Origin of the sequence: Bacillus inaquosorum KCTC 13429 (assembly GCF_000332645.1) — a bacterium.
Taxonomy (GTDB): Bacteria; Bacillota; Bacilli; order Bacillales; family Bacillaceae; genus Bacillus; species Bacillus inaquosorum.
In genome coordinates this window covers 462,610-489,440 of the sequence record NZ_AMXN01000002.1, presented here as the reverse complement: position 1 = coordinate 489,440, position 26,831 = coordinate 462,610, and the positions used below count along the sequence as shown (strand labels likewise).

Annotated in this window: 26 protein-coding genes, 1 tRNA gene, 1 riboswitch and 1 other annotated feature; of the genes, 23 read left to right on the top strand and 4 right to left on the bottom strand. The window is 44.3% G+C overall.

Annotated elements, in window-relative coordinates; translation table 11 throughout:
• Positions 1-122: 122 nt before the first annotated feature.
• Both uvrC and BSI_RS14060 read left to right on the top strand, forming a co-directional pair.
• Entirely contained in the window at positions 123-1,895 is a 1,773-nt protein-coding gene (gene uvrC, locus BSI_RS14055; protein WP_003237659.1) for an excinuclease ABC subunit UvrC, read from the top strand.
• Positions 1,896-1,959: 64 nt separating this feature from the next.
• Positions 1,960-2,139, top strand: a riboswitch (Lysine riboswitch).
• Between the two features lie 127 nt (positions 2,140-2,266).
• Positions 2,267-3,496, top strand: coding sequence for an aspartate kinase (locus tag BSI_RS14060; protein ID WP_003237655.1), 1,230 nt, complete (start codon positions 2,267-2,269; stop codon positions 3,494-3,496).
• A 45-nt stretch (positions 3,497-3,541) separates the two neighbouring features.
• Here BSI_RS14060 and BSI_RS14065 read toward each other — a convergent pair whose 3' ends face one another.
• Entirely contained in the window at positions 3,542-3,988 is a 447-nt protein-coding gene (locus tag BSI_RS14065; RefSeq protein ID WP_003237653.1) for a YslB family protein, read from the bottom strand.
• Positions 3,989-4,279: 291 nt separating this feature from the next.
• Between BSI_RS14065 and sdhC the strand changes: the two genes are divergently transcribed.
• The 12 genes from sdhC to BSI_RS14125 all read left to right on the top strand — a co-directional run bounded on the left by sdhC (position 4,280) and on the right by BSI_RS14125 (position 13,207).
• A complete protein-coding gene (gene sdhC, locus BSI_RS14070) occupies positions 4,280-4,888 on the top strand; it encodes a succinate dehydrogenase cytochrome B558 (protein ID WP_003237652.1) in 609 nt (202 codons plus the stop codon).
• A gap of 33 nt (positions 4,889-4,921) precedes the next feature.
• Positions 4,922-6,682, top strand: a complete 1,761-nt coding sequence (gene sdhA, locus BSI_RS14075; protein ID WP_003237649.1) for a succinate dehydrogenase flavoprotein subunit — start codon at positions 4,922-4,924, stop codon at positions 6,680-6,682.
• Positions 6,683-6,684: 2 nt separating this feature from the next.
• Positions 6,685-7,446 (top strand): succinate dehydrogenase iron-sulfur subunit, encoded by a 762-nt coding sequence (gene sdhB, locus BSI_RS14080; RefSeq protein WP_003222517.1) that lies wholly within the window; start codon positions 6,685-6,687, stop codon positions 7,444-7,446.
• A 59-nt stretch (positions 7,447-7,505) separates the two neighbouring features.
• A complete protein-coding gene (locus BSI_RS14085) occupies positions 7,506-7,949 on the top strand; it encodes an acyl-CoA thioesterase (RefSeq protein ID WP_003237647.1) in 444 nt (147 codons plus the stop codon).
• A gap of 115 nt (positions 7,950-8,064) precedes the next feature.
• On the top strand, positions 8,065-8,289 hold the full coding sequence (gene gerE / locus BSI_RS14090) for a spore germination transcription factor GerE (protein WP_003184172.1): 225 nt from the start codon (positions 8,065-8,067) through the stop codon (positions 8,287-8,289).
• A gap of 250 nt (positions 8,290-8,539) precedes the next feature.
• Complete coding sequence (locus tag BSI_RS14095) at positions 8,540-8,980, top strand: MarR family winged helix-turn-helix transcriptional regulator (RefSeq protein ID WP_003237645.1); 441 nt, start codon at positions 8,540-8,542, stop codon at positions 8,978-8,980.
• A 7-nt stretch (positions 8,981-8,987) separates the two neighbouring features.
• The gene (racE, locus tag BSI_RS14100) at positions 8,988-9,806 is read left to right on the top strand and encodes a glutamate racemase (RefSeq protein WP_080030800.1); all 819 of its coding nucleotides are present in this window, start codon (positions 8,988-8,990) and stop codon (positions 9,804-9,806) included.
• A 114-nt stretch (positions 9,807-9,920) separates the two neighbouring features.
• Positions 9,921-11,021 carry a spore germination protein GerM gene (gerM, locus tag BSI_RS14105; RefSeq protein ID WP_003237641.1) on the top strand — a complete coding sequence of 367 codons (1,101 nt, stop codon included), beginning with the start codon at positions 9,921-9,923 and terminating at the stop codon, positions 11,019-11,021.
• 110 nt (positions 11,022-11,131) lie between these two features.
• A complete protein-coding gene (rph, locus tag BSI_RS14110) occupies positions 11,132-11,869 on the top strand; it encodes a ribonuclease PH (RefSeq protein WP_003237639.1) in 738 nt (245 codons plus the stop codon).
• A gap of 12 nt (positions 11,870-11,881) precedes the next feature.
• Positions 11,882-12,478, top strand: a complete 597-nt coding sequence (locus tag BSI_RS14115) for an XTP/dITP diphosphatase (protein WP_080030799.1) — start codon at positions 11,882-11,884, stop codon at positions 12,476-12,478.
• 15 nt (positions 12,479-12,493) lie between these two features.
• On the top strand, positions 12,494-13,003 hold the full coding sequence (locus tag BSI_RS14120; RefSeq protein ID WP_003237634.1) for a metallophosphoesterase: 510 nt from the start codon (positions 12,494-12,496) through the stop codon (positions 13,001-13,003).
• Positions 13,004-13,133: 130 nt separating this feature from the next.
• Positions 13,134-13,207: transfer RNA gene (locus BSI_RS14125), tRNA-Arg, on the top strand.
• 62 nt (positions 13,208-13,269) lie between these two features.
• On the opposite strand, the gene BSI_RS14130 is transcribed toward BSI_RS14125, so the two are convergent.
• Positions 13,270-14,082 carry a YsnF/AvaK domain-containing protein gene (locus BSI_RS14130; RefSeq protein ID WP_003237633.1) on the bottom strand — a complete coding sequence of 271 codons (813 nt, stop codon included), beginning with the start codon at positions 14,080-14,082 and terminating at the stop codon, positions 13,270-13,272.
• A gap of 220 nt (positions 14,083-14,302) precedes the next feature.
• On the opposite strand from BSI_RS14130, the gene BSI_RS14135 reads away from it, so the two are divergent.
• Positions 14,303-15,607 (top strand): Kelch repeat-containing protein, encoded by a 1,305-nt coding sequence (locus BSI_RS14135; protein WP_003237631.1) that lies wholly within the window; start codon positions 14,303-14,305, stop codon positions 15,605-15,607.
• A gap of 141 nt (positions 15,608-15,748) precedes the next feature.
• Here BSI_RS14135 and BSI_RS14140 read toward each other — a convergent pair whose 3' ends face one another.
• Together BSI_RS14140 and cotQ are read right to left on the bottom strand one after the other, a co-directional pair.
• Positions 15,749-16,204: a GNAT family N-acetyltransferase gene (locus BSI_RS14140; RefSeq protein WP_003237629.1), complete on the bottom strand. Its 456-nt coding sequence runs from the start codon at positions 16,202-16,204 to the stop codon at positions 15,749-15,751.
• Positions 16,205-16,391: 187 nt separating this feature from the next.
• Entirely contained in the window at positions 16,392-16,721 is a 330-nt protein-coding gene (cotQ, locus tag BSI_RS14145) for an inner spore coat protein CotQ (RefSeq protein WP_003237628.1), read from the bottom strand.
• A gap of 445 nt (positions 16,722-17,166) precedes the next feature.
• Positions 17,167-17,413, top strand: a binding site (T-box leader).
• Between the two features lie 122 nt (positions 17,414-17,535).
• Here cotQ and ilvB point away from each other — a divergent pair.
• From ilvB to ddcA, 8 genes are all read left to right on the top strand, one after another.
• A complete protein-coding gene (ilvB, locus tag BSI_RS14150) occupies positions 17,536-19,260 on the top strand; it encodes an acetolactate synthase large subunit (RefSeq protein WP_003237624.1) in 1,725 nt (574 codons plus the stop codon).
• Positions 19,257-19,775, top strand: coding sequence for an acetolactate synthase small subunit (gene ilvN / locus BSI_RS14155; RefSeq protein ID WP_003237622.1), 519 nt, complete (start codon positions 19,257-19,259; stop codon positions 19,773-19,775). The genes ilvB and ilvN overlap by 4 nt, the downstream gene beginning before the upstream one ends.
• A 23-nt stretch (positions 19,776-19,798) precedes the next feature.
• On the top strand, positions 19,799-20,827 hold the full coding sequence (ilvC, locus tag BSI_RS14160) for a ketol-acid reductoisomerase (protein WP_003222549.1): 1,029 nt from the start codon (positions 19,799-19,801) through the stop codon (positions 20,825-20,827).
• On the top strand, positions 20,814-22,370 hold the full coding sequence (locus BSI_RS14165) for a 2-isopropylmalate synthase (protein ID WP_003237620.1): 1,557 nt from the start codon (positions 20,814-20,816) through the stop codon (positions 22,368-22,370). The genes ilvC and BSI_RS14165 overlap by 14 nt, the downstream gene beginning before the upstream one ends.
• Positions 22,371-22,390: 20 nt before the next feature.
• The gene (gene leuB, locus BSI_RS14170) at positions 22,391-23,488 is read left to right on the top strand and encodes a 3-isopropylmalate dehydrogenase (protein WP_003237618.1); all 1,098 of its coding nucleotides are present in this window, start codon (positions 22,391-22,393) and stop codon (positions 23,486-23,488) included.
• 49 nt (positions 23,489-23,537) lie between these two features.
• Positions 23,538-24,956: a 3-isopropylmalate dehydratase large subunit gene (leuC, locus tag BSI_RS14175; protein ID WP_003237616.1), complete on the top strand. Its 1,419-nt coding sequence runs from the start codon at positions 23,538-23,540 to the stop codon at positions 24,954-24,956.
• A gap of 12 nt (positions 24,957-24,968) precedes the next feature.
• Complete coding sequence (gene leuD / locus BSI_RS14180) at positions 24,969-25,568, top strand: 3-isopropylmalate dehydratase small subunit (RefSeq protein WP_003237614.1); 600 nt, start codon at positions 24,969-24,971, stop codon at positions 25,566-25,568.
• A 118-nt stretch (positions 25,569-25,686) separates the two neighbouring features.
• A complete protein-coding gene (ddcA, locus tag BSI_RS14185) occupies positions 25,687-26,691 on the top strand; it encodes a DNA damage checkpoint antagonist DdcA (protein WP_003237612.1) in 1,005 nt (334 codons plus the stop codon).
• Positions 26,692-26,831: the final 140 nt, after the last annotated feature.

The window sequence follows — 26,831 nt, the reverse complement described above, 5'->3', positions numbered from 1 at the left end:
ACATGCCAGAGCGATTCCGATTGAGGGATCGCTTTTTTTATTCGCCAATCGTGAATCATAGAGAAAAACAAACGTTCGTGTTAAACTGGAAACAAAGGATTAAACATAAGGAAGGGTAACATATGAACAAACAACTGAAAGAAAAACTCGCCCTCCTTCCCGATCAGCCCGGATGTTATCTCATGAAGGACCGGCAGCAGACTGTGATCTACGTAGGAAAAGCAAAAGTGCTGAAAAACAGAGTGCGCTCCTATTTCACCGGTTCTCACGATGCGAAAACACAAAGGCTTGTGACGGAAATCGAGGATTTTGAATATATCGTGACGTCCTCCAATCTTGAAGCGCTTATTTTAGAAATGAATCTAATCAAAAAGCATGATCCGAAATACAACGTCATGCTCAAAGACGACAAAACCTATCCTTTCATAAAAATCACCCATGAACGCCACCCAAGGCTGATCGTCACCCGCAATGTCAAAAAAGACAAAGGGCGCTATTTCGGGCCGTACCCGAACGTGCAGGCCGCAAGGGAAACTAAAAAACTGCTCGACCGTCTGTATCCTCTCAGAAAATGCTCCAAGCTGCCGGACAGAGTATGTCTATACTATCATCTGGGTCAATGTCTCGCTCCGTGCGTAAAGGACATTTCCGAAGAGACGAATAGAGAGCTGGTTGAGAGCATTACCCGTTTCTTAAAGGGCGGCTATAATGAGGTCAAAAAAGAGCTTGAAGAGAAAATGCATGAAGCTGCCGAGAATCTTGAGTTTGAACGGGCAAAAGAGCTTCGTGACCAAATCGCTCATATCGAATCAACGATGGAAAAACAAAAAATGACGATGAACGATCTAGTCGACCGTGACGTATTCGCGTACGCATATGATAAGGGCTGGATGTGCGTACAGGTCTTTTTCATCCGCCAAGGAAAGCTCATTGAACGCGATGTCAGCATGTTCCCGCTCTACCAGGAAGCAGATGATGAGTTTCTTACGTTCATCGGACAGTTCTATTCGAAAAACAACCACTTCCTTCCGAAGGAAATTTTAGTTCCGGACAGCGTAGATCAATCTATGATTGAGCAGCTTCTGGAAACAAACGTCCACCAGCCGAAGAAGGGCCCGAAAAAAGAACTGCTCATGCTGGCTCATAAAAATGCGAAAATCGCGCTGAAAGAAAAATTCTCCTTAATCGAACGGGACGAGGAGCGCTCAATCGGGGCTGTGCAGAAACTCGGAGAAGCATTGAATATTTATACGCCTCACAGAATCGAAGCGTTTGATAACTCAAACATACAGGGGACAAACCCGGTTTCCGCGATGATCGTGTTTATCGACGGCAAACCGAACAAAAAAGAATACCGCAAATATAAAATCAAAACCGTTACAGGGCCGGATGATTACGGTTCTATGAGAGAGGTTGTCAGAAGGCGCTATACGAGAGTGCTTCGCGAAAACCTGCCGCTGCCTGATCTGATCATCATTGACGGAGGAAAAGGGCAGATCAACGCTGCAAGGGATGTCATTGAAAACGAACTCGGCTTGGATATCCCGATCGCCGGTCTAGCGAAAGACGAAAAACACAGAACTTCAAATTTACTAATCGGGGATCCACTGGAGGCGGTGTATCTGGAACGGAACAGCCAGGAATTTTACCTCCTGCAGCGTATTCAAGACGAGGTGCACCGGTTTGCGATCAGTTTTCACAGACAAATCCGCGGAAAAAGCGCGTTTCAATCCGTCTTGGACGACATCCCGGGTATCGGAGAGAAAAGAAAGAAAATGCTGTTAAAGCATTTCGGTTCCGTAAAAAAAATGAAGGAAGCAAGCCTTGAGGACATCAAAAAAGCGGGTGTTCCCGCAGCGGCGGCTCAGCTGCTTTACGATAAATTGCAAAAATAATGTTGTCCTTTTAAAAAAGATCTGATAAAATGTGAACTAATTTCATAGTTAGATCGTGTTATATGGTGAAGATAGAGGTGCGAACTTCAAGAGTAAGCCTTTGGAGAAAGATGGATTCTGTGAAAAAGGCTGAAAGGGGAGCGTCGCCGAAGCAAATAAAACCCCATCGGTATTATTTGCTGGCCGTGCATTGAATAAATGTAAGGTTGTCAAGAAATCATTTTCTTGGAGGGCTATCTCGTTGTTCATAATCATTCAATGATGATTAATTGATAAGCAATGAGAGCAATTCCTCTCATTGCTTTTTTTATTGTGGACAAAGCGCTCTTTCTCCTCACCCGCACGAACCAAAATGTAAAGGGTGGTAATACATGGGTCTTATCGTACAAAAATTCGGAGGTACTTCCGTCGGCTCAGTTGAAAAAATTCAAAATGCGGCAAACCGCGCGATTGCAGAAAAACAGAAGGGCCATCAAGTCGTTGTTGTCGTTTCAGCTATGGGGAAATCCACTGACGAATTGGTCAGCCTTGCAAAAGCAATTACTGACCAGCCGAGCAAACGCGAAATGGATATGCTGCTGGCGACAGGCGAGCAGGTTACAATTTCCCTGCTTTCTATGGCGCTGCAGGAAAAAGGCTATGACGCTGTGTCTTATACTGGCTGGCAGGCGGGAATCCGCACGGAAGCCGTTCACGGAAACGCCAGAATTACAGATATCGACACTTCGGTTTTAGGAGACCAGCTCGAGCAAGGAAAGATTGTCATTGTCGCAGGATTCCAAGGCATGACAGAGGACTGTGAAATCACGACATTGGGCCGTGGCGGGTCAGACACAACAGCAGTCGCTTTGGCTGCCGCATTAAAAGCGGATAAATGTGACATTTACACGGACGTGCCCGGAGTGTTTACTACCGATCCGCGCTATGTGAAATCTGCGAGAAAGCTTGCCGGCATCTCATACGATGAAATGCTTGAGCTTGCCAATTTAGGCGCCGGCGTTCTTCATCCGAGAGCCGTTGAATTCGCGAAAAATTACCAAGTGCCGTTAGAAGTGCGTTCAAGTACAGAAACAGAAGCGGGAACATTAATTGAGGAGGAATCATCCATGGAGCAAAATTTAATTGTCAGAGGCATTGCGTTTGAAGATCAAATCACAAGGGTAACCATTTACGGGCTGACTGGCGGCCTGACAACTTTGTCTACTATTTTTACAACACTTGCCAAAAGAAACATTAACGTCGATATCATTATCCAAACGCAGGCCGGAGACAATCAGACCGGAATTTCCTTCTCTGTCAAAACAGAAGACACAGACCAAACCGTTGCGGTGCTTGAAGAGTATAAAGACGCGCTTGAATTCGAGAAAATCGAGACAGAAAGCAAATTGGCTAAAGTATCCATTGTCGGATCCGGCATGGTCTCAAACCCTGGTGTAGCCGCTGAAATGTTTGCTGTACTGGCGGAAAAAAACATTTTAATCAAAATGGTCAGCACATCTGAAATCAAAGTATCAACAGTCGTAAGCGAAAATGACATGGTGAAAGCAGTCGAAGCGCTGCACGATGCATTTGAGCTTTCAAAACACCCTTCAGCTGTGTAATGACAATCAAAAAAGGCGGGACTATGCAGTCACCGCCTTTTTTGATTACACTGGGTCTTTCATATCCCATTTCACAGTCAGAACCACTTTATCGGCTCTCTTTTTCACTTGTTCATATGATTCGGCAATTTGGTCATTCATCAATTGAATTTGTTCAGCAATAAAACCAGCTTCCAGCTGAAAGCATGGTTCTTTCTGATGTTTAAGCCGGTTGGAAATGATCGGCCCTTCAAGTTCAAATTCAAGCTCTTGTTTTTTAGCGCTTACGTTGGTGAGGGTTCCCCAGCCCGCTTCTTCAAAGAAGGCCGGAAATTCCTCCCATGATTCAAGAGGAAACTTACGGGCGAGATGCTTCCCTGCCCAATACATCATGGAAGAGTAATCTTGGCCAAGCATATCTGGGAGAACGATCTCTCGTATTAGTTCGTAGGCATAGGCGTTCATTTCAAATTCTTTTAGATTGTCAATAGATGCTTCAAATTTAGACTTCATATCTGTCTCCCCTCTCTCCTTCGTATATTATAGCCCAAACAGGGGGGAGGATTACAGAATGATCCTGTAATTCTAATGAAAAATTAAGCAGAAATATATATTGATAAAATAAAATTTTTAAATCAACTATTCAATTCGGAAAATTATAATTTATGTACGCGTTTTCTTGACGCCCTTTTGAGGGAGGAGTAAAATGAAATTGTCAATAAATCTTAATAAAGTGCTTACAATTGAAAGAAGTGGGGGAAGAGATTTAGCACATTTCGCACTTATCAAACAGGGGGTAAAGTAATGTCTGGGAACAGAGAGTTTTATTTTCGAAGATTGCATTCCTTGCTTGGCGTCATACCGGTCGGCATCTTTCTCATTCAGCATTTAGTCGTCAACCAGTTTGCCGCAAGGGGCGCTGAAGCATTCAATAATGCTGCTCATTTTATGGATAGTCTGCCTTTCAGGTATGCCTTGGAAATTTTTATTATCTTCTTACCATTAATTTATCATGCAGTTTATGGTGTGTACATAGCGTTTACTGCAAAAAATAACGCAGGCCAATACAGCTATATGAGAAACTGGCTCTTCGTCCTGCAGCGTGTAACCGGTATCATCACCCTCATTTTCGTGAGCTGGCACGTGTGGGAAACCCGCATTGCAGCACAAATGGGCGCTGAGGTCAATTTCGACATGATGGCGAATATTTTGAGCTCTCCGGCTATGCTTGGCTTTTACATTGTCGGTGTTTTATCAACAATTTTCCACTTCTCGAACGGTTTATGGTCTTTCGCTGTTACATGGGGCATCACGGTAACGCCTCGTTCTCAAAGAATTTCGACATACGTTACGCTGATTATTTTTGTTGCACTGTCATACGTAGGCTTAAAAGCGATTTTTGCATTTGTATAAGAGTACTAGATTACTAGAGGGAGAGGGGCTATCATGAGTCAATCAAGCATTATCGTAGTCGGCGGGGGTCTTGCCGGCCTCATGGCGACAATTAAAGCAGCGGAATCAGGAATGGCGGTTAAGCTGTTTTCCATCGTTCCTGTCAAACGTTCTCATTCGGTTTGTGCCCAAGGCGGCATAAACGGAGCGGTCAATACAAAAGGGGAAGGCGACTCTCCGTGGGAACATTTCGATGACACTGTATACGGGGGAGACTTTCTTGCCAACCAGCCGCCGGTCAAGGCGATGTGTGAAGCGGCGCCTTCTATCATCCACTTATTAGACCGGATGGGCGTCATGTTTAACCGGACGCCTGAAGGGCTGCTTGATTTCCGCCGATTCGGGGGTACACAGCATCACAGAACAGCTTATGCGGGTGCGACGACGGGGCAGCAGCTGCTTTACGCACTGGACGAGCAAGTGCGCAGATACGAAGTTGCGGGTCTGGTCACAAAATACGAAGGCTGGGAATTCCTTGGCGCTGTATTATATGATGACAGAACCTGCCGCGGAATTGTTGCGCAAAACCTGACAAACATGCAAATTGAATCCTTCCGCTCAGACGCGGTCATTATGGCGACGGGCGGACCGGGAATCATTTTTGGAAAATCAACTAACTCCATGATTAATACAGGCTCTGCTGCGTCGATCGTTTATCAGCAGGGAGCGTACTATGCAAACGGAGAATTCATTCAAATCCACCCGACAGCCATACCGGGCGATGACAAACTAAGACTGATGAGTGAATCAGCGCGCGGTGAAGGCGGACGCGTGTGGACATATAAAGACGGTAAACCATGGTATTTCCTAGAGGAAAAATATCCGGCTTACGGAAACCTGGTGCCGCGTGATATTGCGACACGCGAAATATTTGATGTGTGTGTCAACCAGAAGCTCGGCATTAACGGCGAAAACATGGTGTATCTCGATCTGTCTCATAAAGATCCGAAAGAGCTTGATATTAAGCTTGGCGGCATCATTGAGATTTATGAGAAATTCATGGGAGACGACCCGCGGAAGCTTCCGATGAAAATCTTCCCGGCAGTCCATTATTCAATGGGCGGTTTATGGGTGGATTACGATCAAATGACAAACATCCCGGGACTGTTTGCAGCTGGGGAATGTGATTACTCTATGCACGGCGGCAACCGTTTGGGAGCAAACTCACTGCTTTCTGCGATTTACGGAGGAATGGTGGCCGGACCGAATGCAGTGAAATATGTAAACGGTTTGGAATCTTCAGCAGAAGACATGTCTTCCTCTTTATTCGACGCTCACGTCAAAAAAGAAGAAGAAAAATGGTCTGAGATTATGAGTATGGACGGAACCGAAAATGCCTATGTTCTTCACAAAGAACTCGGTGAGTGGATGACGGCGAATGTCACGGTTGTCCGCCATAACGACAAGCTATTGAAAACGGATGACAAAATTCAGGAATTAATGGAGCGGTTTAAAAAGATTAACATCAATGACACGACAAAATGGAGCAACCAAGGGGCAATGTTCACACGCCAGTTCTCGAACATGCTTCAGCTTGCAAGGGTGATTACCCTTGGTGCATACAACCGTAACGAAAGCCGGGGCGCCCATTATAAACCGGATTATCCTGAACGTAATGATGATGAATGGCTCAAAACAACAATGGCTAAACATGTAAGCCCGTATGAAGCGCCGGAATTTGAGTATCAGGATGTTGATGTATCACTGATAACGCCTCGGAAACGGGATTACTCGAAGAAGAAGGTGGCGAAATAATCATGAGTGAACAAAAAACCATACGATTTATTATCACACGTCAAGATACAGCCGACAGCACGCCTTACGATGAAGAATTTGAGGTTCCATACCGCCCGAACCTGAACGTCATTTCCGCTCTGATGGAAATTCGCCGGAATCCGGTTAACGTGAAAGGTGAAAAGACAACTCCTGTCACATGGGATATGAACTGTCTTGAAGAAGTATGCGGCGCATGTTCAATGGTCATAAACGGAAAACCCCGCCAGTCTTGTACGGCACTTATAGACCAGCTTGAGCAGCCGATCCGCTTAAAACCAATGAAAACATTCCCGGTCGTGCGTGATTTGCAGGTCGACCGAAGCAGAATGTTTGATTCATTGAAAAAAGTAAAAGCGTGGATACCGATTGACGGTACGTACGATTTAGGACCGGGACCGAGAATGCCGGAAAAACGCCGTCAATGGGCATATGAATTATCAAAGTGCATGACGTGCGGTGTCTGCCTCGAAGCCTGCCCGAATGTGAACAGCAAATCGAAGTTTATGGGGCCTGCACCGATGTCTCAAGTCCGCCTGTTTAACGCACATCCGACAGGCGCCATGAATAAGTCTGATCGGTTAGAAGCACTGATGGATGAAGGCGGCCTAGCAGATTGCGGCAACTCGCAAAACTGTGTTCAATCCTGCCCGAAAGGCATCCCGCTCACTACTTCGATTGCAGCCTTAAACAGAGATACAAACTTACAAGCGTTCCGCAATTTCTTCGGAAGCGACAGAGTATAAGAAGAAAAAACCTCTTCCGCATGGGAGAGGTTTTTTTAACAATAAGGAGATGAGGAAAGATGAAGCTTCCCGCTTATATTGATATGCCGTTTCAAGAATGGAAAACAACCTTTTCTTTTTTTTATGAAGTATCCGTGCGATTTTCCGAGACGGACATGTTTGGGCATATGAATAATGTAACTCCTTTTATATACTTTGAGGAGGCACGGATTTCTTATTTTAAAAAGCTGAATATGATGAATGAAAACAAACAGACCATGACAGTCGTGGCAAGCCAGCAATGCGATTATCTGCGCCAAGTCATGCCTTATGAAGAGTTGCGCATCTATGTGAAAACAAGTGCCGTCGGCAGCTCATCCCTTACCTTGCATTATCTCGGAGAGAACCGCAATGGCGAGCCCTGCTTTACCGGAGCGGTTGTGATGGTCCAGGTCTCAAAGGAAAGCGGCAAGGCTGTCAGCTGGACGAATGAGGAGAAAGAAACGCTTCTCCATACACCATAAACTAATTCTCTTGTAAACGTCACCTCCTGCGCCCTTCTTACATATGATATCTCGACTATATCAAAACCCATTCGTTTCTGATTCGCTCTCACCTTAGCAAGGAGGGTTACAATACTTGAAGGAGAAAGAATTTCAATCGAAGCCGCTGCTAACGAAAAGAGAAAGAGAAGTGTTCGAATTGCTCGTTCAAGATAAGACAACAAAGGAGATTGCAAGCGAGCTATTTATCAGTGAGAAAACCGTTCGAAACCATATTTCAAATGCCATGCAGAAATTGGGTGTGAAAGGGCGTTCGCAAGCCGTTGTTGAGCTTCTTAGAATGGGTGAGCTAGAGCTTTAATCCTTGCCGGTATTCCTTCTTTTCAGGAAGGAGCCGGTTATTGCTGTTTGTTTGGAAAGTTCAAAACCATATTTGGAATGCTATGCAAAACTTGGATAGCGAGGGCATAAAACAAATTTTTCTATTTTGATGTTGTTTGCCTAAAGTCCTCTATTTCTCTTCCGCGAGTCTTGCATTTTCTTCAAAAAAGAAGGAAAATAGACACGGAACGCTTTTGTGCGTAAGAGATCCTTGAGTGAGGGATGGACAAATGACATCAAAACCTTTGGAGCATGTTGCGGATATTGAAAAGTCACTCCGCCACATTGCCGCGATCATTAAGCAAAAAGGACGAGAAATCCTTAACCAATATGCGATTACGCCGCCGCAATTTGTCGGCCTGCAATGGCTTTATGAATTAGGAGATATGACAATCGGCGAACTATCGGGCAAAATGTATCTGGCATGCAGCACAACGACGGATTTAATCGACCGCATGCAAAAAAATCAGCTTGTCGAGCGGGTCAAGGACCCGGCGGACAGACGTGTTGTCCGGATACATCTGCTGCCTGAAGGAGAACGGATTATCCAAGAGGTCATTACAAAAAGGCAGGAATATCTGCGTGATATGTTCGAAACGTTTACAGATGAAGAAATAGCCATCTTCGAAAAATCATTAATGAAACTGCAGCATGAAATGAAGAGAAAATGAGGCGATTTTGTTGGAGCAACCAATAGGAGTCATTGATTCCGGGGTTGGCGGTTTAACCGTTGCAAAGGAAATCATGAGACAGCTACCAAAAGAGAATATTATCTACGTCGGGGATACGAAACGGTGTCCATACGGGCCGCGTCCTGAAGAAGAAGTGCTTCAATATACGTGGGAGCTGACGAATTATTTACTCGAAAACCACCACATCAAAATGCTCGTGATCGCCTGCAACACAGCAACAGCGATCGCATTGGAGGACATCCAGCGCAGCGTCGGTATACCGGTGGTCGGAGTGATCCAGCCGGGTGCGAGAGCAGCGATAAAAGTGACGGAGAACCAGCATATCGGTGTCATCGGCACAGAGAATACGATTAAGAGCAATGCGTACGAAGAGGCGCTTTTGGCATTAAATCCTGATCTGAAGGTTGAGAACCTTGCCTGTCCGCTGCTTGTGCCTTTTGTGGAAAGCGGAAAGTTTCTCGACAAAACAGCAGACGAGATTGTCAAAACATCGCTGAATCCGTTAAAAGACACATCGATTGATTCGCTGATTCTAGGCTGCACCCACTATCCTATTTTAAAAGAATCCATTCAGAGATATATGGGAGAGCACGTGAACATTATATCATCCGGTGATGAAACAGCCCGGGAAGTCAGCACAATTCTCTCATATAAAGGGCTGCTGAACCAGTCTCCGTTTGTCCCGGATCATCAATTCCTGACAACAGGAGCACGTGATCAGTTTGCGAAAATCGCAGACGACTGGTTTGGCCATGAGGTGGGTCATGTGGAATGCATCTCACTGCAAGAACCGATTAGAAGATAGTTTTCCCCCGCAACGGTATGTTGCGGGTTTTTTCTGTTTTGCCGGAATTCTTCGGTCTATTTCCTAAAGAGGCTCGTATACATAATAGTACAAACAGCCTTAGGAGGGAAAAGTATGCTGAAAAAAGGACCTGCAGTCATTGGTGCCACTTGTCTCACCTCTGTCTTGCTTTTATCCGGATGCGGTTTGTTTCAATCTGATAAGGCAGCCGAGGAAATTGATCCGCCTCAAGACGTTACATACGTGAACGATGAAGCGGGGGCCGATTCAAATACAACAGCAGCCGAAAAAACAGAAAGTGAAAAAAGCGATACCGCCAAAGCGGATCAAGCCTCATCTGCAGTCATGAGGGAGCTTTATCTCATTGATAAAAACGGGTATGTCGTTGCGCAAACGCTGCCCCTTCCGAAAAGTGAAGGCACGGCCAAACAGGCGCTTGAATACCTCGTTCAGGGCGGACCTGTGTCAGAAATTCTTCCGAATGGCTTCAGAGCCGTATTGCCGGCTGACACAACCGTTAACGTTGACATCAAAAAAGATGGGACTGCAATAGCTGATTTCTCTAATGAATTTAAAAATTACAAGAAGGAAGACGAACAGAAAATTGTTCAATCTGTGACGTGGACGCTTACACAATTCAGTTCGATAGATAAAGTGAAGCTGAGAATAAACGGCCATGAACTGAAGGAGATGCCTGTAGGCGGGACGCCGATCTCAGATGATTTAAGCCGTAAGGACGGCATTAATTTGGAAACAGCCGGTGTAAATGACCTCACTGCAACCCATCCGCTGACAGTCTACTATTTGGCGGAAAACGATGACAGTGAGTACTATGTGCCGGTGACAAAACGGATCGACAATTCGGAAAAAGACGACATCACAGCAGCTATCAATGAATTGGCTAAAGGCCCAAGCAAGGTGAGCGGACTGTTAACAGACTTCAGTGAAGACGTAAAGCTGGTCAGCAAGCCGAAGATCAAAGACGGACGGGTGACGTTAGATTTTAATCAATCTATATTCGGCAGCGCCGATGAAAAGACGAAAATGATTTCTTCAGAAGTGCTGAACAGCATTGTGCTGACGTTAACGGAGCAGCCGGATGTAAAAAGTGTCTCTGTTAAAGTAAACGGGAAATCAGAGCTTGTAAATGAAAAAGGTGAAAAACTTACAGAACCGGTCTCCAGACCTTCTCAAGTGAATACGGGTAGTTTTTAAATTGGGATTTTTGATATACTAGAAAGAAAGAGGTTAGCGTTCCGGCTGCCTCTTTCTTTATTCAATTCCGGGACAAAAATGGTTTATGTACATATAATCGGAGGTAAAACATGAGACATGACGGAAGACAACATGATGAGCTGCGTCCAATCACATTCGATTTGGATTTTATCAGCCATCCAGAAGGTTCTGTTCTAATAACAGCGGGAAATACAAAAGTAATCTGCAACGCATCTGTTGAGGATCGCGTGCCGCCGTTTTTGCGGGGCGGGGGAAAAGGCTGGATTACTGCTGAATACAGCATGCTGCCGCGGGCAACAAACCAAAGAACAATCAGAGAATCTTCTAAGGGGAAAATTTCCGGCAGAACAATGGAAATTCAGCGCCTGATCGGCCGCGCGCTTCGGGCAGTCGTAGATTTAGAAAAGCTCGGTGAACGGACGATTTGGATTGACTGCGATGTTATTCAGGCTGATGGCGGAACAAGAACCGCTTCCATTACAGGAGCATTTCTTGCGATGTCGATTGCGATTGGCAAGCTGCTCAAAGCGGGAACAATCAAGGCAAACCCGATCACGGATTTTCTCGCCGCGATCTCTGTCGGAATTGATAAGGAACAGAGAATTTTGTTAGATTTAAACTATGAAGAAGATTCCTCCGCTGAAGTTGACATGAATGTCATTATGACAGGCAGCGGCCGTTTTGTGGAGCTGCAGGGAACTGGGGAAGAGGCGACTTTTTCAAGGGAAGATCTAAACGGACTTCTCGGTCTTGCAGAAAAAGGCATTCAAGAGCTGATTGACAAGCAAAAAGAAGTGCTGGGTGATTCTCTGCCAGAACTGAAATAAAGACAGAAAGGCTTGATCATCATGAAAGAAGCAATTATTGCGACACATAATCCGGGAAAAGTAAAGGAATTTAAAGAAATCCTTGAGCCAAAAGGCTATGATGTCAAATCGTTAGCTGAAATTGGATTCACTGAAGAAATTAAGGAAACAGGCCATACGTTTGAAGAAAATGCCATTCTGAAAGCAGAAGCTGTTGCCAAAGCAGTGAACAAAATAGTGATTGCGGACGACTCCGGTCTTTCCATCGATAATCTTGGAGGCAGACCCGGCGTTTATTCTGCCCGCTATGCAGGGGAACAGAAAGACGATCAGGCAAATATCGATAAAGTTCTTAGTGAGCTGAAAGGAATCGAAAAAGAACAGCGCACGGCCCGTTTCCGCTGCGCGCTGGCTGTGAGTATCCCTGGAGAGGAAACAAAAACAGTCGAAGGCCATGTTGAAGGGTATATTGCTGAAGAACCGAGAGGGGAATACGGCTTTGGCTATGACCCGATCTTTATCGTGAAAGATAAAGATAAGACAATGGCTGAACTGACAAGTGATGAAAAAAATAAAATCAGCCATAGGGCTGACGCGCTTAAAAAGCTGTCTAAGCTTTTGGAGGCATAAGGAGGAAGCTTGTACATGAACGTGCTGATTATCAGTGACAGCCATGGGCTTGAAGAAGAACTCCAAACCATCGCGAAACGACATGAAGCAGAAGTTGATCTCATGATTCACTGCGGAGACTCTGAGCTTGAAACCGGGCATCCCGCATTGGATTCTTATGAGGTTGTAAAAGGCAATTGCGATTTCACCGGCAATTTTAAGGACGAGCTTCTTCTGACTGCCGGTTCAAAAAAAATACTGGTCACGCACGGCCACCTTCATGGTATAAAACAAACCTTGTTAAACGTATACTATCGTGCAGAGGAGCTCGGAGCGGATATCATCTGCTTCGGGCATTCGCACATCGCGGGAAGCGAAGTGCTGCGCGGAAAACTGATGATTAACCCTGGCAGCATCCGCCTTCCGAGGGTGCGCAGGACAGAAAGCTATGCTATACTGACATTAGAAAATGATGCCGCAACCGTGCGTTTTTACGACCAAGCAGGCCATGAAATTGAGGATCTGCAAAACCGAGTCACACTATGAAAATGTCATGAGGAAGAAAATTTTCTTCCTCATGAAAAAAATTCTAAAAAACCGTTGACTTATTGTTGCATCCCATATATAATAAATCTTGTCGCTGATAGTTAAAGCGAAAAACGAAAAAACAAAACATGTCCCAGTAGCTCAGCTGGATAGAGCAACGGCCTTCTAAGCCGTCGGTCGGGAGTTCGAATCTCTCCTGGGACGTACCAAAAGAAAAACCTCAAATCCTTAAGGATTTGAGGTTTTTTGTTGTCGGTTTATAATTTTTATTTGTTATTTAACGGATCATCATCCAAGCCGTCAACTTTTCCTTCTTTATTCAGGCGAGGTTCTTCTTTCTTCACAGTTTCAGAAATATGTTCATTTTCTTCAACAGTACGTTTTCCAACAACTACTTCATCAGTGACAACCGGTTTTTTAGTCACTTCCAGCTTTTCCTCAACGATTGGAACTCTGACCGTTTCTGAATCATTGACAGGAGAAGCGTCCGTTGTGTTTTCATCCACTGGGCGGCGTTCAACATAAATTTCATCGTGTCTCACTGGGATGTCCATATCTCTTTGTTCTGTTTTCACTTCTTTTCCTATCTCTACTTCTCCAGTTTGAACGTCTTCCTTACCGACTTTTAGCTGTTCTTCGCGCAGCGGCATGGTTTTTTCTTCTTTCGTTGTATAATCCGCCATTTCATTTGTGCTTGAAAAGCCGCCTGAAATATCAATAGGAGTATTTACATCTGCATCTGTATCAACGGCCACAAGGAGTTTTCCGTCATCCAGATCCTCTTGATACTTGTCGATTTCGTCAGTTGTGATATCCAAATCGGATAATGCCTTGCTATGTGCAGCAGTATCATCCATTGTGAAATAATCTTTCAGTTTATCGAAAAAAGATTCAGAATCGCCCTCATGTGCATCGATGGCCTGATTGACTTCTGTTCCTGTGCGTGATTCAAGATAATCTGTATCTCGACGGCTTGTCACAACAGAAATGTCGTCAGAATCATACCCTTTTGTTAATAAGCCTTCAATTGCTGCGATGGTTTCCTGCGGAGTTTCGTATACACCAATTATATTTTTCATATCAATCTCCTCCTATATTCATTTTGAATTTTATCGTTCATGTCGTCTTTAATTCCCGTTGCTCTTTAAAATAAACAAGATTGAAAACATCCGAGTTTTTTAGAGAAAACTTTTATTATAGAATTTCCTGAAAAATGAATATACAGGAAAAGATATGAAAAAATTTATAGCCATGCCGATATTTGTTATGTGAAACAATTAAATAAAGGAGTGTTTTCTTTTGAAAAAATGGTTCGTTGTTTTTTTTATATTCGTTATGACGCTGTTTCAATCGCTCCAAACAGTTAGCGCGGAAACAGTTGAATGGAAAGAAAGAGCAGATTTGCCTGAGCCGCGTGTCGGCGCAAGCAGCGGTGTAGTAGATGGAAAGATATATATGATAGGTGGCGGAACAGTAAAACCAGGTACTTATGGGAATCAAACGTTTGTCTATGATCCTAAAACAAATGAATGGACAAGAAAAGCCGACATGCCCACAGCAAGGGGGGGAGCTGCATCAGTTACTGTGGATGGGAAAATTTATGTCTTGGGTGGAATGTCAAACGATGGAGCCGTCAACACAATAGAAGCATATGATCCAAAAAAAGATACGTGGGAAAAACTGGATGACCTACCCTTTGAAAAAAAGGTTCCAGCCTATCAAATATACGCTGAAGTTATAGGGAAGAAAATTTACGTGGTAGGCTTTGAAAATAGGTTTGATGGAACCACTTACAGTTATGATCTCGAAACGAAGAAATGGGAGAAAAAACAGACATTAAAAAATTATGAAGTAACTGGAGCTTCTACAGCAGTAATTGATAATAAACTATATTTACTTGGCGGAACGCATTATATTCCCCAAATCGTTTATGTTTATGATCCAGAAAAAGATACGTGGGTAAAAAATGGTACCGGATTCACAGCAGGGTATTATTCTGCTCTTGCTTACAAAGGAAAAATTCTGATGACTGGAGGTGTAAACCGAATTAAGGTGTACGATCCTAAAAGTCAATCAGCTACAGCAGTGACAAATCCGAAAGAACTATACAGAATGGCGCATTCTTCTGCCATTATTGATGATACGCTTTACGTCATCGGTGGAAGGGAGGAGACATCAAGTTTTGTTGGTGGATATGCAAATTCTAAAATTAAATCAGTTATATCTATTTCGTTAAAGGATTTAAACATACCATCCGATTCGGAGGATACTCCGGGAGATAAGGATAATGGATCAACAACCCCTTCTGAAGGCAATTCAGGAGATATAGACAAAGGATCAACAACCCCTTCTGAGGATAACTCAGCAGAAGACGGAGACGCCCTTCTTGTTGTCACCATGGTAAACGGTTTGCAAAAAGAATATCAGCTGTCTATGAAAGAAGTGAACGGATTCCTCAAATGGTACAAGCAGCGTGATGCTGGAGAGGGACCAGGCTTTTATGAAATAGATGAGCATGACAACAACAAAGGGCCTTTTGAAAGTAAAAAGGATTATGTTGTGTTTAAAAACATTTTAATGTACGAAGTAAATAAATATAAATAAAATCATACAGAAACCATCCAGTGCAATGCTGGATGGTTTTTGTTGACTTACTCTATTAAATTTTAGCAGGGAAAACTAATGAAATTTATATAAGAGATAGACAGAATTCCTTCTGCGCTTATCTACTCTCATAAAAATATCTCACAGCTTCTTCGTCATAAACACACTGTTCGGATCTTCAACATAGTCTGCAAACGGTTCACAGTACTGAAAACCGAAGCTTTCATACAATTTTCTTGCCGGCTCAAATGATGCCATTGAACCCGTTTCTAAGCTTAACCGCTCATAGCCTCGCTTCCCAGCCTCCTCTAGGATATGCTGAAGAACTTGTTTGGCAACGCCTTTTCTTAAATGGGATGCAGACGTCCGCATTGATTTGATTTCTCCGTGCCGGCTGTCCAGTTCTTTAAGCGCTCCGCAGCCGGCTAGTTCATCTCCCTCCCATGCGCTCCAAAATGTTATTTCAGGCTTTCTCAGTCTTTCTAAGCCTAAGGCATGGATGCTTTCGGGCGGGGACATGAGTGTCATACTATGTAAATGCTCCTTCACAAGTGAGATCACTTGATGTCCAGTTAAATCATCTATTTTTATATACAATTCTAGTTCCTCCTCAGAAACTTGTTGATTTGCAGAACGTATTTTCATTTCATCTTAATCATATTCCGTCCTGTTTCCAAATAGAAAGACAGAAAATCTGACAGTATGGGATTATTGTTTAGAATGATAAGACGTTTCAAAGCAAAAAAAAGAGCCGAAATAGATGTTCGGCCCCTTGTGGTTTTCTTTAATATCTAAAGCCTCCGTGTACACCGGCTGCTCCGCTGAATCCGCCGGCGTGCGTTGCCGGGATACTGAAACCGCCGCCATGGCTGCTATAGCCGCCACCTGCAAATTGCTGTCCGTAAAATCCTGAAGCATATGGAAATGAGGAGTACATCATAGCAGATGGAGTGCTTAGCGGGTTGTATGCCTGGCTGTACGGCTGTCCGTATCCATAGCCTCCAAACGGCTGATAGCTTTGCTGATAAAAGGCAGGAGCCGTCGGATAATATGGCTGCGGAAAGCTTGGAAAACCTCCGGGGAATCCTTGGATGTCTGCTAATGATTTATTCATCGTATCACCTTTTCTATGCAAGATATCACCAGTCTATGCCGGGAATTGATGAAAGAGCCTATCCGAATTGAAAATGTTTGCAAGATGATCTTTCATACATATATCTCATCGAAATAATAGCACGTCATATTTTATGACATGTTTATATCAGATTGAAAAATTCTGGTGTATCCTTGATAGATTAATAAAAAAATTATAAAAACTTTTAACATTTGCAATTCCTTACATACCAATAATGAAAGCGTATACAATATAGATTGATTAATCAAAATTGTCTAATAATTTTAAAAAATGCTGTTGACACTGCGTCCAAAGCGGCGTAATATGAGTTCAACAAAAGATAAACGCAAGCTTCACAAGCAAAAATGATCGCAATATGATTCTGAAAAATCAAAAAACAATTGACCCTCTTGAACTGCTGAAAAGCCGTTCAGGAGACTGAATATGAAAAGCGCAGATGAGGATAAGTAGCCTTGCTGAAGTTTTCCACAGAGAACCGGGTTAGCTGAGAACCGGTGAAGCTTTACAAGGTGAACTCGCCTCAGAGTGCCAGTCTGAAATCATAGTAGGACTTGGCCGGGTGAACTTGATTCACTCGTTATTAAAGCGGATAGAAATATCCATGAGACGGCCGATTTTAAGGCCGTAAACAAGGGTGGTACCGCGGAAAGAAGAGCCTTTTCGCCCCTTTTAGCTATCGCATTCACTGCGCGGCTGATTGTGGGCGGAAGGGCTTTTTTTATTGAATAATCAGCTATCAAGCTAATTTAAAGATGATCTTTAGAGGATGAAAATCCAAAAGGAGGAACTGAAAATGGGGACTAATGTACAGGTGGATTCAGCATCTGCCAAATGTACACAGACGATGAGCGGAGCATTAATGCTGATTGAATCATTAAAAAAAGAGAAAGTAGAAATGATATTCGGTTATCCGGGCGGGGCAGTGCTTCCGATCTACGATAAACTCTACAATTCAGGGATGGTACATATCCTTCCCCGTCACGAACAAGGTGCGATTCATGCAGCGGAAGGATACGCAAGAGTATCTGGAAAACCTGGTGTCGTCATTGCCACGTCAGGTCCGGGGGCGACAAACCTCGTTACAGGCCTTGCGGATGCCATGATTGATTCATTGCCATTAGTGGTCTTTACAGGGCAGGTAGCGACCTCCGTTATCGGCAGCGATGCATTTCAGGAAGCGGACATTTTAGGAATTACCATGCCGGTGACAAAACACAGCTACCAGGTTCGCCAGCCGGAAGATCTGCCGCGCATTATTAAAGAAGCGTTCCATATTGCAACAACTGGGAGACCCGGACCTGTACTGATTGATATTCCGAAAGATGTAGCAACAATCGAAGGAGAATTCAGCTACGATCATGAGATGAATCTCCCGGGATACCAGCCGACAACAGAACCGAATTATTTGCAGATCCGCAAGCTTGTAGAAGCCGTAAGCAGCGCAAAGAAACCGGTGATCCTGGCGGGTGCGGGCGTACTGCACGGAAAAGCGTCAGAAGAATTAAAAAATTATGCAGAGCAGCAGCAAATCCCTGTGGCACACACCCTTTTGGGGCTCGGAGGCTTCCCGGCTGACCATCCGCTTTTCCTTGGAATGGCCGGAATGCACGGTACTTATACAGCCAATATGGCCCTTCATGATTGTGATCTTTTAATCAGTATCGGCGCCCGTTTTGATGACCGCGTCACAGGAAACCTGAAGCACTTTGCAAGAAATGCAAAGATTGCCCACATCGATATTGATCCGGCTGAAATCGGAAAAATCATGAAAACACAAATTCCTGTAGTCGGAGACAGCAAAATTGTCCTCCAAGAGCTGATCAAACAAGACGGCAAACAAAGTGATTCAAGCGAATGGAAAAAACAGCTTGCCGAATGGAAAGAAGAGTACCCGCTCTGGTATGTAGATAATGAAGAAGAGGGCTTTAAACCTCAGAAATTGATTGAATATATTCATCAATTTACAAATGGCGAGGCCATTGTCGCAACGGATGTCGGCCAGCATCAAATGTGGTCAGCGCAATTTTATCCGTTCCAAAAAGCAGATAAATGGGTCACATCAGGCGGACTTGGAACGATGGGATTCGGCCTTCCGGCAGCGATTGGCGCACAGCTGGCAGATAGAAATGCTACTGTAGTCGCGGTACTCGGAGACGGCGGTTTTCAAATGACGCTCCAAGAACTAGATGTCATTCGCGAATTGAATCTTCCCGTCAAAGTCGTGATTTTAAATAACGCTTGTCTCGGAATGGTCAGACAGTGGCAAGAAATTTTCTATGAAGAACGCTATTCAGAGTCTAAATTTGCTTCTCAGCCTGACTTCGTCAAATTGTCAGAAGCATACAGCATTAAAGGCATCAGAATTTCATCCGAAGCGGAAGCGAAAGAAAAGCTGGAAGAGGCATTAACATCAAAAGAACCGGTTGTCATTGACGTGCGGGTTGCCAGCGAAGAAAAAGTATTCCCGATGGTGGCTCCGGGAAAAGGGCTGCATGAAATGGTGGGGGTGAAACCTTGAAAAGAATTATCACATTGACTGTAGTGAACCGTTCCGGCGTGTTAAACCGGATTACCGGTCTATTTACAAAAAGACATTACAACATTGAAAGCATTACAGTTGGACACACAGAAACAACCGGCGTTTCCAGAATCACCTTTGTTGTTCACGTTGAAGGAGAAAATGATGTTGAACAGCTGACAAAACAGCTCAACAAACAGATTGATGTGCTGAAAGTCACAGACATCACTAATCAATCGATTGTCCAGAGGGAACTGGCCTTAATTAAGGTCGTTTCCGCACCGTCAACGAGAACAGAGATAAATGGAATCATAGAGCCGTTCAGAGCCTCTGTCGTTGATGTCAGCAGAGACAGCATCGTTGTTCAGGTGACAGGCGAATCTAACAAAATTGAAGCGCTTATTGAACTGTTAAAACCTTATGGTATTAAAGAAATCGCGAGAACAGGTACAACGGCTTTTGCGAGGGGAACCCAGCAAAAGGCGTCATCCAATAAAACAATATCTATTGTATAAAACATAACAAGGGAGAGATTGAAATGGTAAAAGTATATTATAACGGTGATATCAAAGAAAACGTATTGGCTGGAAAAACAGTAGCGGTTATCGGGTACGGTTCGCAAGGCCACGCGCATGCCCTGAACCTAAAAGAAAGCGGCGTTGACGTTATCGTAGGTGTTAGACAAGGAAAATCTTTCACTCAGGCCCAAGAAGACGGACATAAAGTATTTTCAGTAAAAGAAGCGGCAGCTCAAGCCGAAATCATCATGGTTCTGCTTCCGGATGAACAGCAGCAAAAAGTATACGAAGCTGAAATCAAAGATGAATTGACAGCTGGAAAATCATTGGTGTTCGCTCACGGATTTAACGTTCATTTCCATCAAATTGTTCCTCCGGCGGATGTAGATGTATTCTTGGTAGCGCCTAAAGGTCCGGGACACTTGGTAAGAAGAACATATGAGCAAGGAGCTGGCGTACCGGCATTGTTCGCGATTTATCAAGATGTGACTGGAGAAGCAAGAGACAAAGCCCTTGCATATGCAAAAGGAATCGGCGGCGCAAGAGCAGGCGTTTTGGAAACGACATTTAAAGAAGAAACAGAAACAGATTTGTTCGGTGAGCAAGCAGTTCTTTGCGGCGGATTAAGTGCACTTGTAAAAGCCGGATTTGAAACATTAACTGAAGCGGGTTATCAGCCTGAACTTGCATACTTCGAGTGTCTTCACGAGCTGAAATTAATCGTAGACCTTATGTACGAAGAAGGACTGGCAGGAATGAGATATTCAATCTCTGACACAGCGCAGTGGGGAGATTTTGTATCAGGACCTCGCGTTGTTGACGCTAAAGTAAAAGAATCTATGAAAGAAGTTTTAAAAGACATCCAAAACGGTACATTCGCAAAAGAGTGGATCGTCGAAAACCAAGTAAACCGTCCTCGTTTCAACGCCATCAATGCGAGCGAGAACGAACATCAAATCGAAGTGGTGGGAAGAAAGCTTCGTGAAATGATGCCGTTTGTGAAACAAGGCAAGAAGAAGGAAGCGGTGGTCTCCGTTGCGCAAAATTAATTTTTTCGATACGACGCTTCGTGATGGTGAACAGTCCCCTGGCGTGAACTTAAATACTCAGGAGAAACTTGCCATAGCAAAGCAGCTCGAAAGACTCGGGGCAGATATCATTGAAGCGGGGTTTCCCGCTTCGTCCCGAGGTGACTTTTTAGCTGTTCAGGAAATTGCAAGAACCATTAAAAATTGTTCAGTGACTGGTCTTGCCCGTTGTGTAAAAGGTGATATTGATGCTGCTTGGGAAGCGTTAAAGGACGGTGCTTACCCTAGAATTCACGTATTTATCGCTACATCGGGCATTCATTTGAAACACAAGCTGAAAATGACTCGTGAGCAAGTGATTGAAAGAGCGGTTGAAATGGTGAAATACGCAAAAGAACGTTTTCCTGTTGTGCAATGGTCAGCTGAAGATGCCTGCCGCACTGAACTGCCGTTTTTAGCGGAAATCGTTGAGAAAGTCATTGACGCAGGCGCAAGTGTTATTAATCTTCCGGACACGGTCGGCTACCTGGCCCCAGCGGAATACGGAAATATCTTTAAATATATGAAGGAAAACGTTCCGAACATTCATCAAGCAAAGCTTTCGGCCCACTGTCATGATGATTTGGGAATGGCAGTCGCAAACTCTCTTGCTGCGATTGAAAATGGCGCTGATCAAATTGAATGCGCTGTGAACGGAATCGGTGAAAGAGCCGGAAACGCGGCATTAGAGGAAATTGCCGTTGCCCTTCATATCAGAAAAGATTTCTATCAAGTTGAAACAGGCATTACATTGAACGAGATTAAGCGAACAAGCGATTTAGTAAGCAAGCTGACAGGCATGGCTGTTCCGCGCAATAAAGCGGTTGTGGGCGATAATGCATTTGCTCATGAATCAGGCATCCATCAGGACGGCTTCTTAAAAGAAAAATCGACTTATGAAATTATTTCACCGGAGCTTGTCGGCGTAACAGCAGATGCGCTTGTCCTAGGGAAACATTCCGGACGCCACGCATTTAAAGACCGGCTGACTGCTTTAGGATTCCAATTTGATAGTGAAGAGATTAATAAATTCTTTACGATGTTCAAAGAGTTGACTGAGAAGAAAAAAGAAATCACTGATGAGGATCTTGTTTCTCTTATTTTAGAAGAAAAAGTAACAGATCGCAAGATTGGGTATGAATTTCTTTCCCTGCAAGTACATTACGGAACAAGTCAGGTTCCTACGGCTACACTCTCTTTGAAAAATCAAGAAAACGCAGAGCTTATTCAGGAAGCGGCAACTGGAGCCGGAAGCGTGGAAGCGATCTACAACACGCTTGAGCGCTGCATCGATAAAGACGTGGAGCTCTTGGACTACCGCATTCAGTCCAACAGAAAAGGCGAAGACGCATTTGCCCAGGTTTATGTAAGAGTTTTGGTGAACGGAAAAGAATCAGCAGGGCGGGGCATAGCGCAAGACGTATTAGAAGCTTCAGCGAAAGCCTATTTGAATGCAGTCAACCGTCAACTGGTTTTTCAGTCGAATATGAGCGGACTTAAAAACCATACAGCTGTCGGATCATAAAAGAAAGGAGAACGGTTAACTTGAAGAAACGTATTGCTCTATTGCCCGGAGACGGGATCGGCCCTGAAGTATTAGAATCAGCGACAGACGTACTGAAAAGTGTTGCCGAACGCTTTAACCATGAATTTGAATTTGAATATGGCCTGATTGGAGGGGCGGCGATTGATGAACATAACAATCCCCTTCCGGAGGAAACAGTTACGGCTTGTAAAAAAGCGGACGCTATATTGCTTGGCGCTGTCGGCGGACCGAAATGGGATCAAAATCCTTCGGAGCTGAGACCTGAAAAAGGGCTGCTCAGCATCAGAAAACAGCTTGATTTGTTTGCGAATTTGCGGCCTGTGAAGGTGTTTGAAAGCCTTTCTGACGCTTCGCCTTTGAAAAAAGAATATATAGATAACGTTGATTTTGTTATCGTCCGTGAGCTGACAGGCGGCTTGTATTTCGGCCAGCCGAGCAAACGCTATGTTAACACTGAAGGCGAGCAGGAAGCTGTAGATACGCTGTTTTATAAGCGGACGGAAATTGAACGCGTGATCAGAGAGGGCTTTAAAATGGCGGCAGCCAGAAAAGGCAAAGTGACCTCTGTTGATAAAGCGAACGTACTTGAATCAAGCAGGCTTTGGCGTGAAGTGGCTGAAGACGTTGCAAAAGATTTTCCTGATGTGAAGCTGGAGCACATGCTTGTGGATAACGCGGCCATGCAGCTGATTTATGCGCCGAATCAATTTGATGTCGTGGTGACTGAAAATATGTTCGGTGATATTTTAAGCGATGAAGCGTCCATGCTTACAGGCTCACTCGGAATGCTCCCGTCAGCCAGCCTATCAAGCTCAGGCCTTCATCTGTTTGAGCCTGTTCATGGCTCCGCGCCTGACATAGCCGGCAAAGGGATGGCTAATCCATTCGCGGCCATATTGTCAGCGGCAATGCTTTTGAGAACATCTTTCGGGCTTGAAGAGGAAGCGAAAGCTGTAGAGGATGCGGTTAACAAAGTCTTGGCTTCCGGAAAAAGAACAAGAGACTTGGCACGAGGCGAAGAGTTCAGCAGCACTCAGGCCATTACAGAGGAAGTTAAGGCAGCAATAATGAGTGAAAATACAATTTCTAATGTGTGACAGCTTTGTTAAGCGGTCTTAGTTCATAGGTAGAGGGAGGAAATAAAAGATGATGCCTCGAACAATCATCGAAAAGATTTGGGATCAGCATATTGTAAAACATGGTGAGGGAAAACCGGATCTTCTCTATATTGATTTGCATCTTATTCATGAGGTGACGTCTCCTCAGGCATTTGAAGGGTTGAGACAAAAGGGAAGGAAGGTCAGAAGACCGCAAAACACATTTGCGACAATGGACCACAACATCCCGACCGTCAATCGTTTTGAGATAAAGGATGAAGTTGCGAAACGCCAGGTGACGGCGCTTGAACGAAACTGTGAAGAATTTGGCGTGCGCCTTGCCGATCTTCACAGTGTGGATCAAGGGATTGTCCATGTCGTCGGTCCTGAACTGGGCTTAACACTTCCGGGGAAAACGATTGTATGCGGCGACAGCCATACATCAACCCATGGTGCATTCGGCGCCCTTGCATTTGGAATCGGGACGAGTGAAGTTGAACATGTTCTTTCCACACAGACACTGTGGCAGCAGCGTCCGAAAACACTTGAAGTGCGCGTAGACGGAACGCTTCAAAAAGGGGTAACGGCAAAGGATGTCATTCTTGCTGTCATCGGCAAATACGGTGTGAAATTCGGCACTGGCTATGTCATTGAATACACTGGGGAAGTATTCAGAAATATGACGATGGATGAGCGGATGACCGTTTGTAACATGTCAATTGAAGCAGGGGCAAGAGCAGGTTTGATTGCACCTGACGAGGTGACATTTGAATATTGCAAAAACCGCAAATACACGCCAAAAGGCGAAGAATTTGACAAGGCCGTAGAGGAATGGAAGGCGCTGCGCACAGATCCGGGCGCTGTTTACGATAAATCTATCGTCCTTGACGGCAACGACATTTCTCCTATGGTGACATGGGGCATCAACCCGGGAATGGTTCTTCCTGTCGATTCCGAGGTTCCTGCGCCGGAAAGCTTTTCCGCGGAAGATGACAAAAAAGAAGCGATTCGCGCTTATGAATATATGGGGCTGACTCCTCATCAGAAAATAGAAGATATCAAAGTGGAGCACGTATTTATCGGTTCTTGCACAAATTCTCGCATGACTGACCTTCGCCAGGCTGCTGATATGATCAAAGGGAAGAAGGTAGCTGACAGCGTAAGAGCCATTGTTGTTCCCGGATCTCAAAGCGTGAAGCTACAGGCTGAGAAAGAAGGGATTGACCAAATTTTCTTGGAAGCTGGATTTGAATGGAGAGAGTCAGGCTGCAGCATGTGTTTAAGCATGAATAATGACGTTGTTCCTGAGGGAGAGCGCTGTGCGTCAACCTCTAACCGCAACTTCGAGGGCAGACAAGGAAAAGGTGCAAGAACACATCTCGTCAGCCCGGCAATGGCTGCGATGGCCGCCATTCACGGACACTTCGTTGATGTCAGAAAGTTTTATCAGGAAAAAACAGTTGTGTAAGGAGTGCGCGAGATGGAACCTTTGAAAACTCATACGGGGAAAGCGGCCGTATTAAATCGAATCAATGTTGACACTGACCAAATTATTCCTAAGCAATTTTTGAAGAGGATTGAAAGAACAGGCTACGGCCGTTTTGCATTCTTTGACTGGAGATATGATGCGAACGGTGAACCGAACCCTGAATTTGAATTAAACCAGCCGGCTTATCAAGGCGCTTCCATTTTAATAGCAGGAGAAAACTTCGGCTGCGGATCATCTCGAGAACACGCTCCGTGGGCACTTGATGATTATGGATTTAAAATCATTATTGCGCCGTCATTTGCTGATATTTTCCACCAGAACTGCTTTAAAAACGGTATGCTGCCGATTCGCATGCCATATGACAATTGGAAAAAGCTTGTCGGTCAGTATGAAAACCAGTCATTACAGATGACTGTTGAACTTGAAAATCAGCTTATTCATGATAGGGAAGGCAATCAAATTTCATTCGAAGTAGATCCGCATTGGAAAGAGATGCTCATCAACGGCTATGATGAAATTTCATTAACGCTTTTGCTTGAAGACGAAATCAAGGAATTTGAATCACAAAGAAGTTCGTGGCTTAAAGCCTGAAAAAGCTGCCGGCATTTGTCCGGCGGCTTTTTTTGCCTGATGAAACCTTTCATTTCTTGTGTTTGTTCACAGGTGTTGATACACTTGAACAAAATAAATGCCTGAAAGGAATATAGGTATGACGCATGACAAGAAGAACGCAAAAATTATTCCTTTTCCTCATCTGAAAGACCGTCTTGTGGAAAAAGGGATGGCATCACTGAAGGAAAAAAAGTATCAAGAAGCGCTTGAGCTGTTTTCGGAAGCAATGAAATATGATGATACTGAATCCGATCTTCACTTAGGGATGGCCATCTGCTTTTTAGAGCTGGGCGAATTGGAAGAGGCAAAAAGAGTGTGCGAGAAGATGCTCAAAGAAGGCTATGGCCATTATTTTACGGTTTTGCAGGTGTACATGACCATCTTAATTCAGCTCAAAAAATACGAAGAAGTCAAAAGCACCATTGAAGCCGTTTTAGAAGAAAACCAGCTGCCTGCAGAAAGTGCAGAGCAATTTTATAAGCTGCTTGATTTCAGCCGTAAAATGACTGATCCGGAGCGTGAGGACGAGGCTTGGGCCGAGGAATATGAGGATACCATTGACACTGAGAAAGTGCTGGCAAGCCCTGAGGAGCAAATGAATTTAATTCATTCCTTAAAAGACCGCAATGTAGCGAAGTATACAGGACTGCTGAAAACAATCCTTCAAGACCCTTCAGCTCACCCGATTATCAAAACGATGATTGTCATGCTATTGGCGGAGCACGAGTATAGCAAACCGGTGCACATTACTAAATTTGGCGAGTCTTTGACAATTGAACCGTCTGAGATTGTCCCGCCTGATGCCGCTCCGATTTTACACCGTGTGCTCCGGGTGCTGGATGAGACGCTTGGAAATGAAAATCCAACCTTATACGCGGCAGTAGAAGAACTGTGGAGAAGACATCTGTACGTTTTATATCCGTTCCAGCCGAAATTGCTATCGGCCGATCTTTGGGCGGCTGCCCTGCATAAAGTCGGTTACGAGATGCACGGGATTGAAATTGAAAGAGAAGAACTTCATATGATGTATGAGTTTACCGACAGAGAACTCGATGAAGCGTGCACAATGATAAAAGATATTGAAGAAATTTCTTATTTGTAAATCGCGCCATATAGTTGAAAGCGCTATGTGTTATGTTATAATATAATGGTTGTATTTGTGTATAACGGGTTATAAGAAATACGGTTGGACAGGCTTTGCAGTTCATTATTAACATCTATACATAATGATTCTGATCTTTG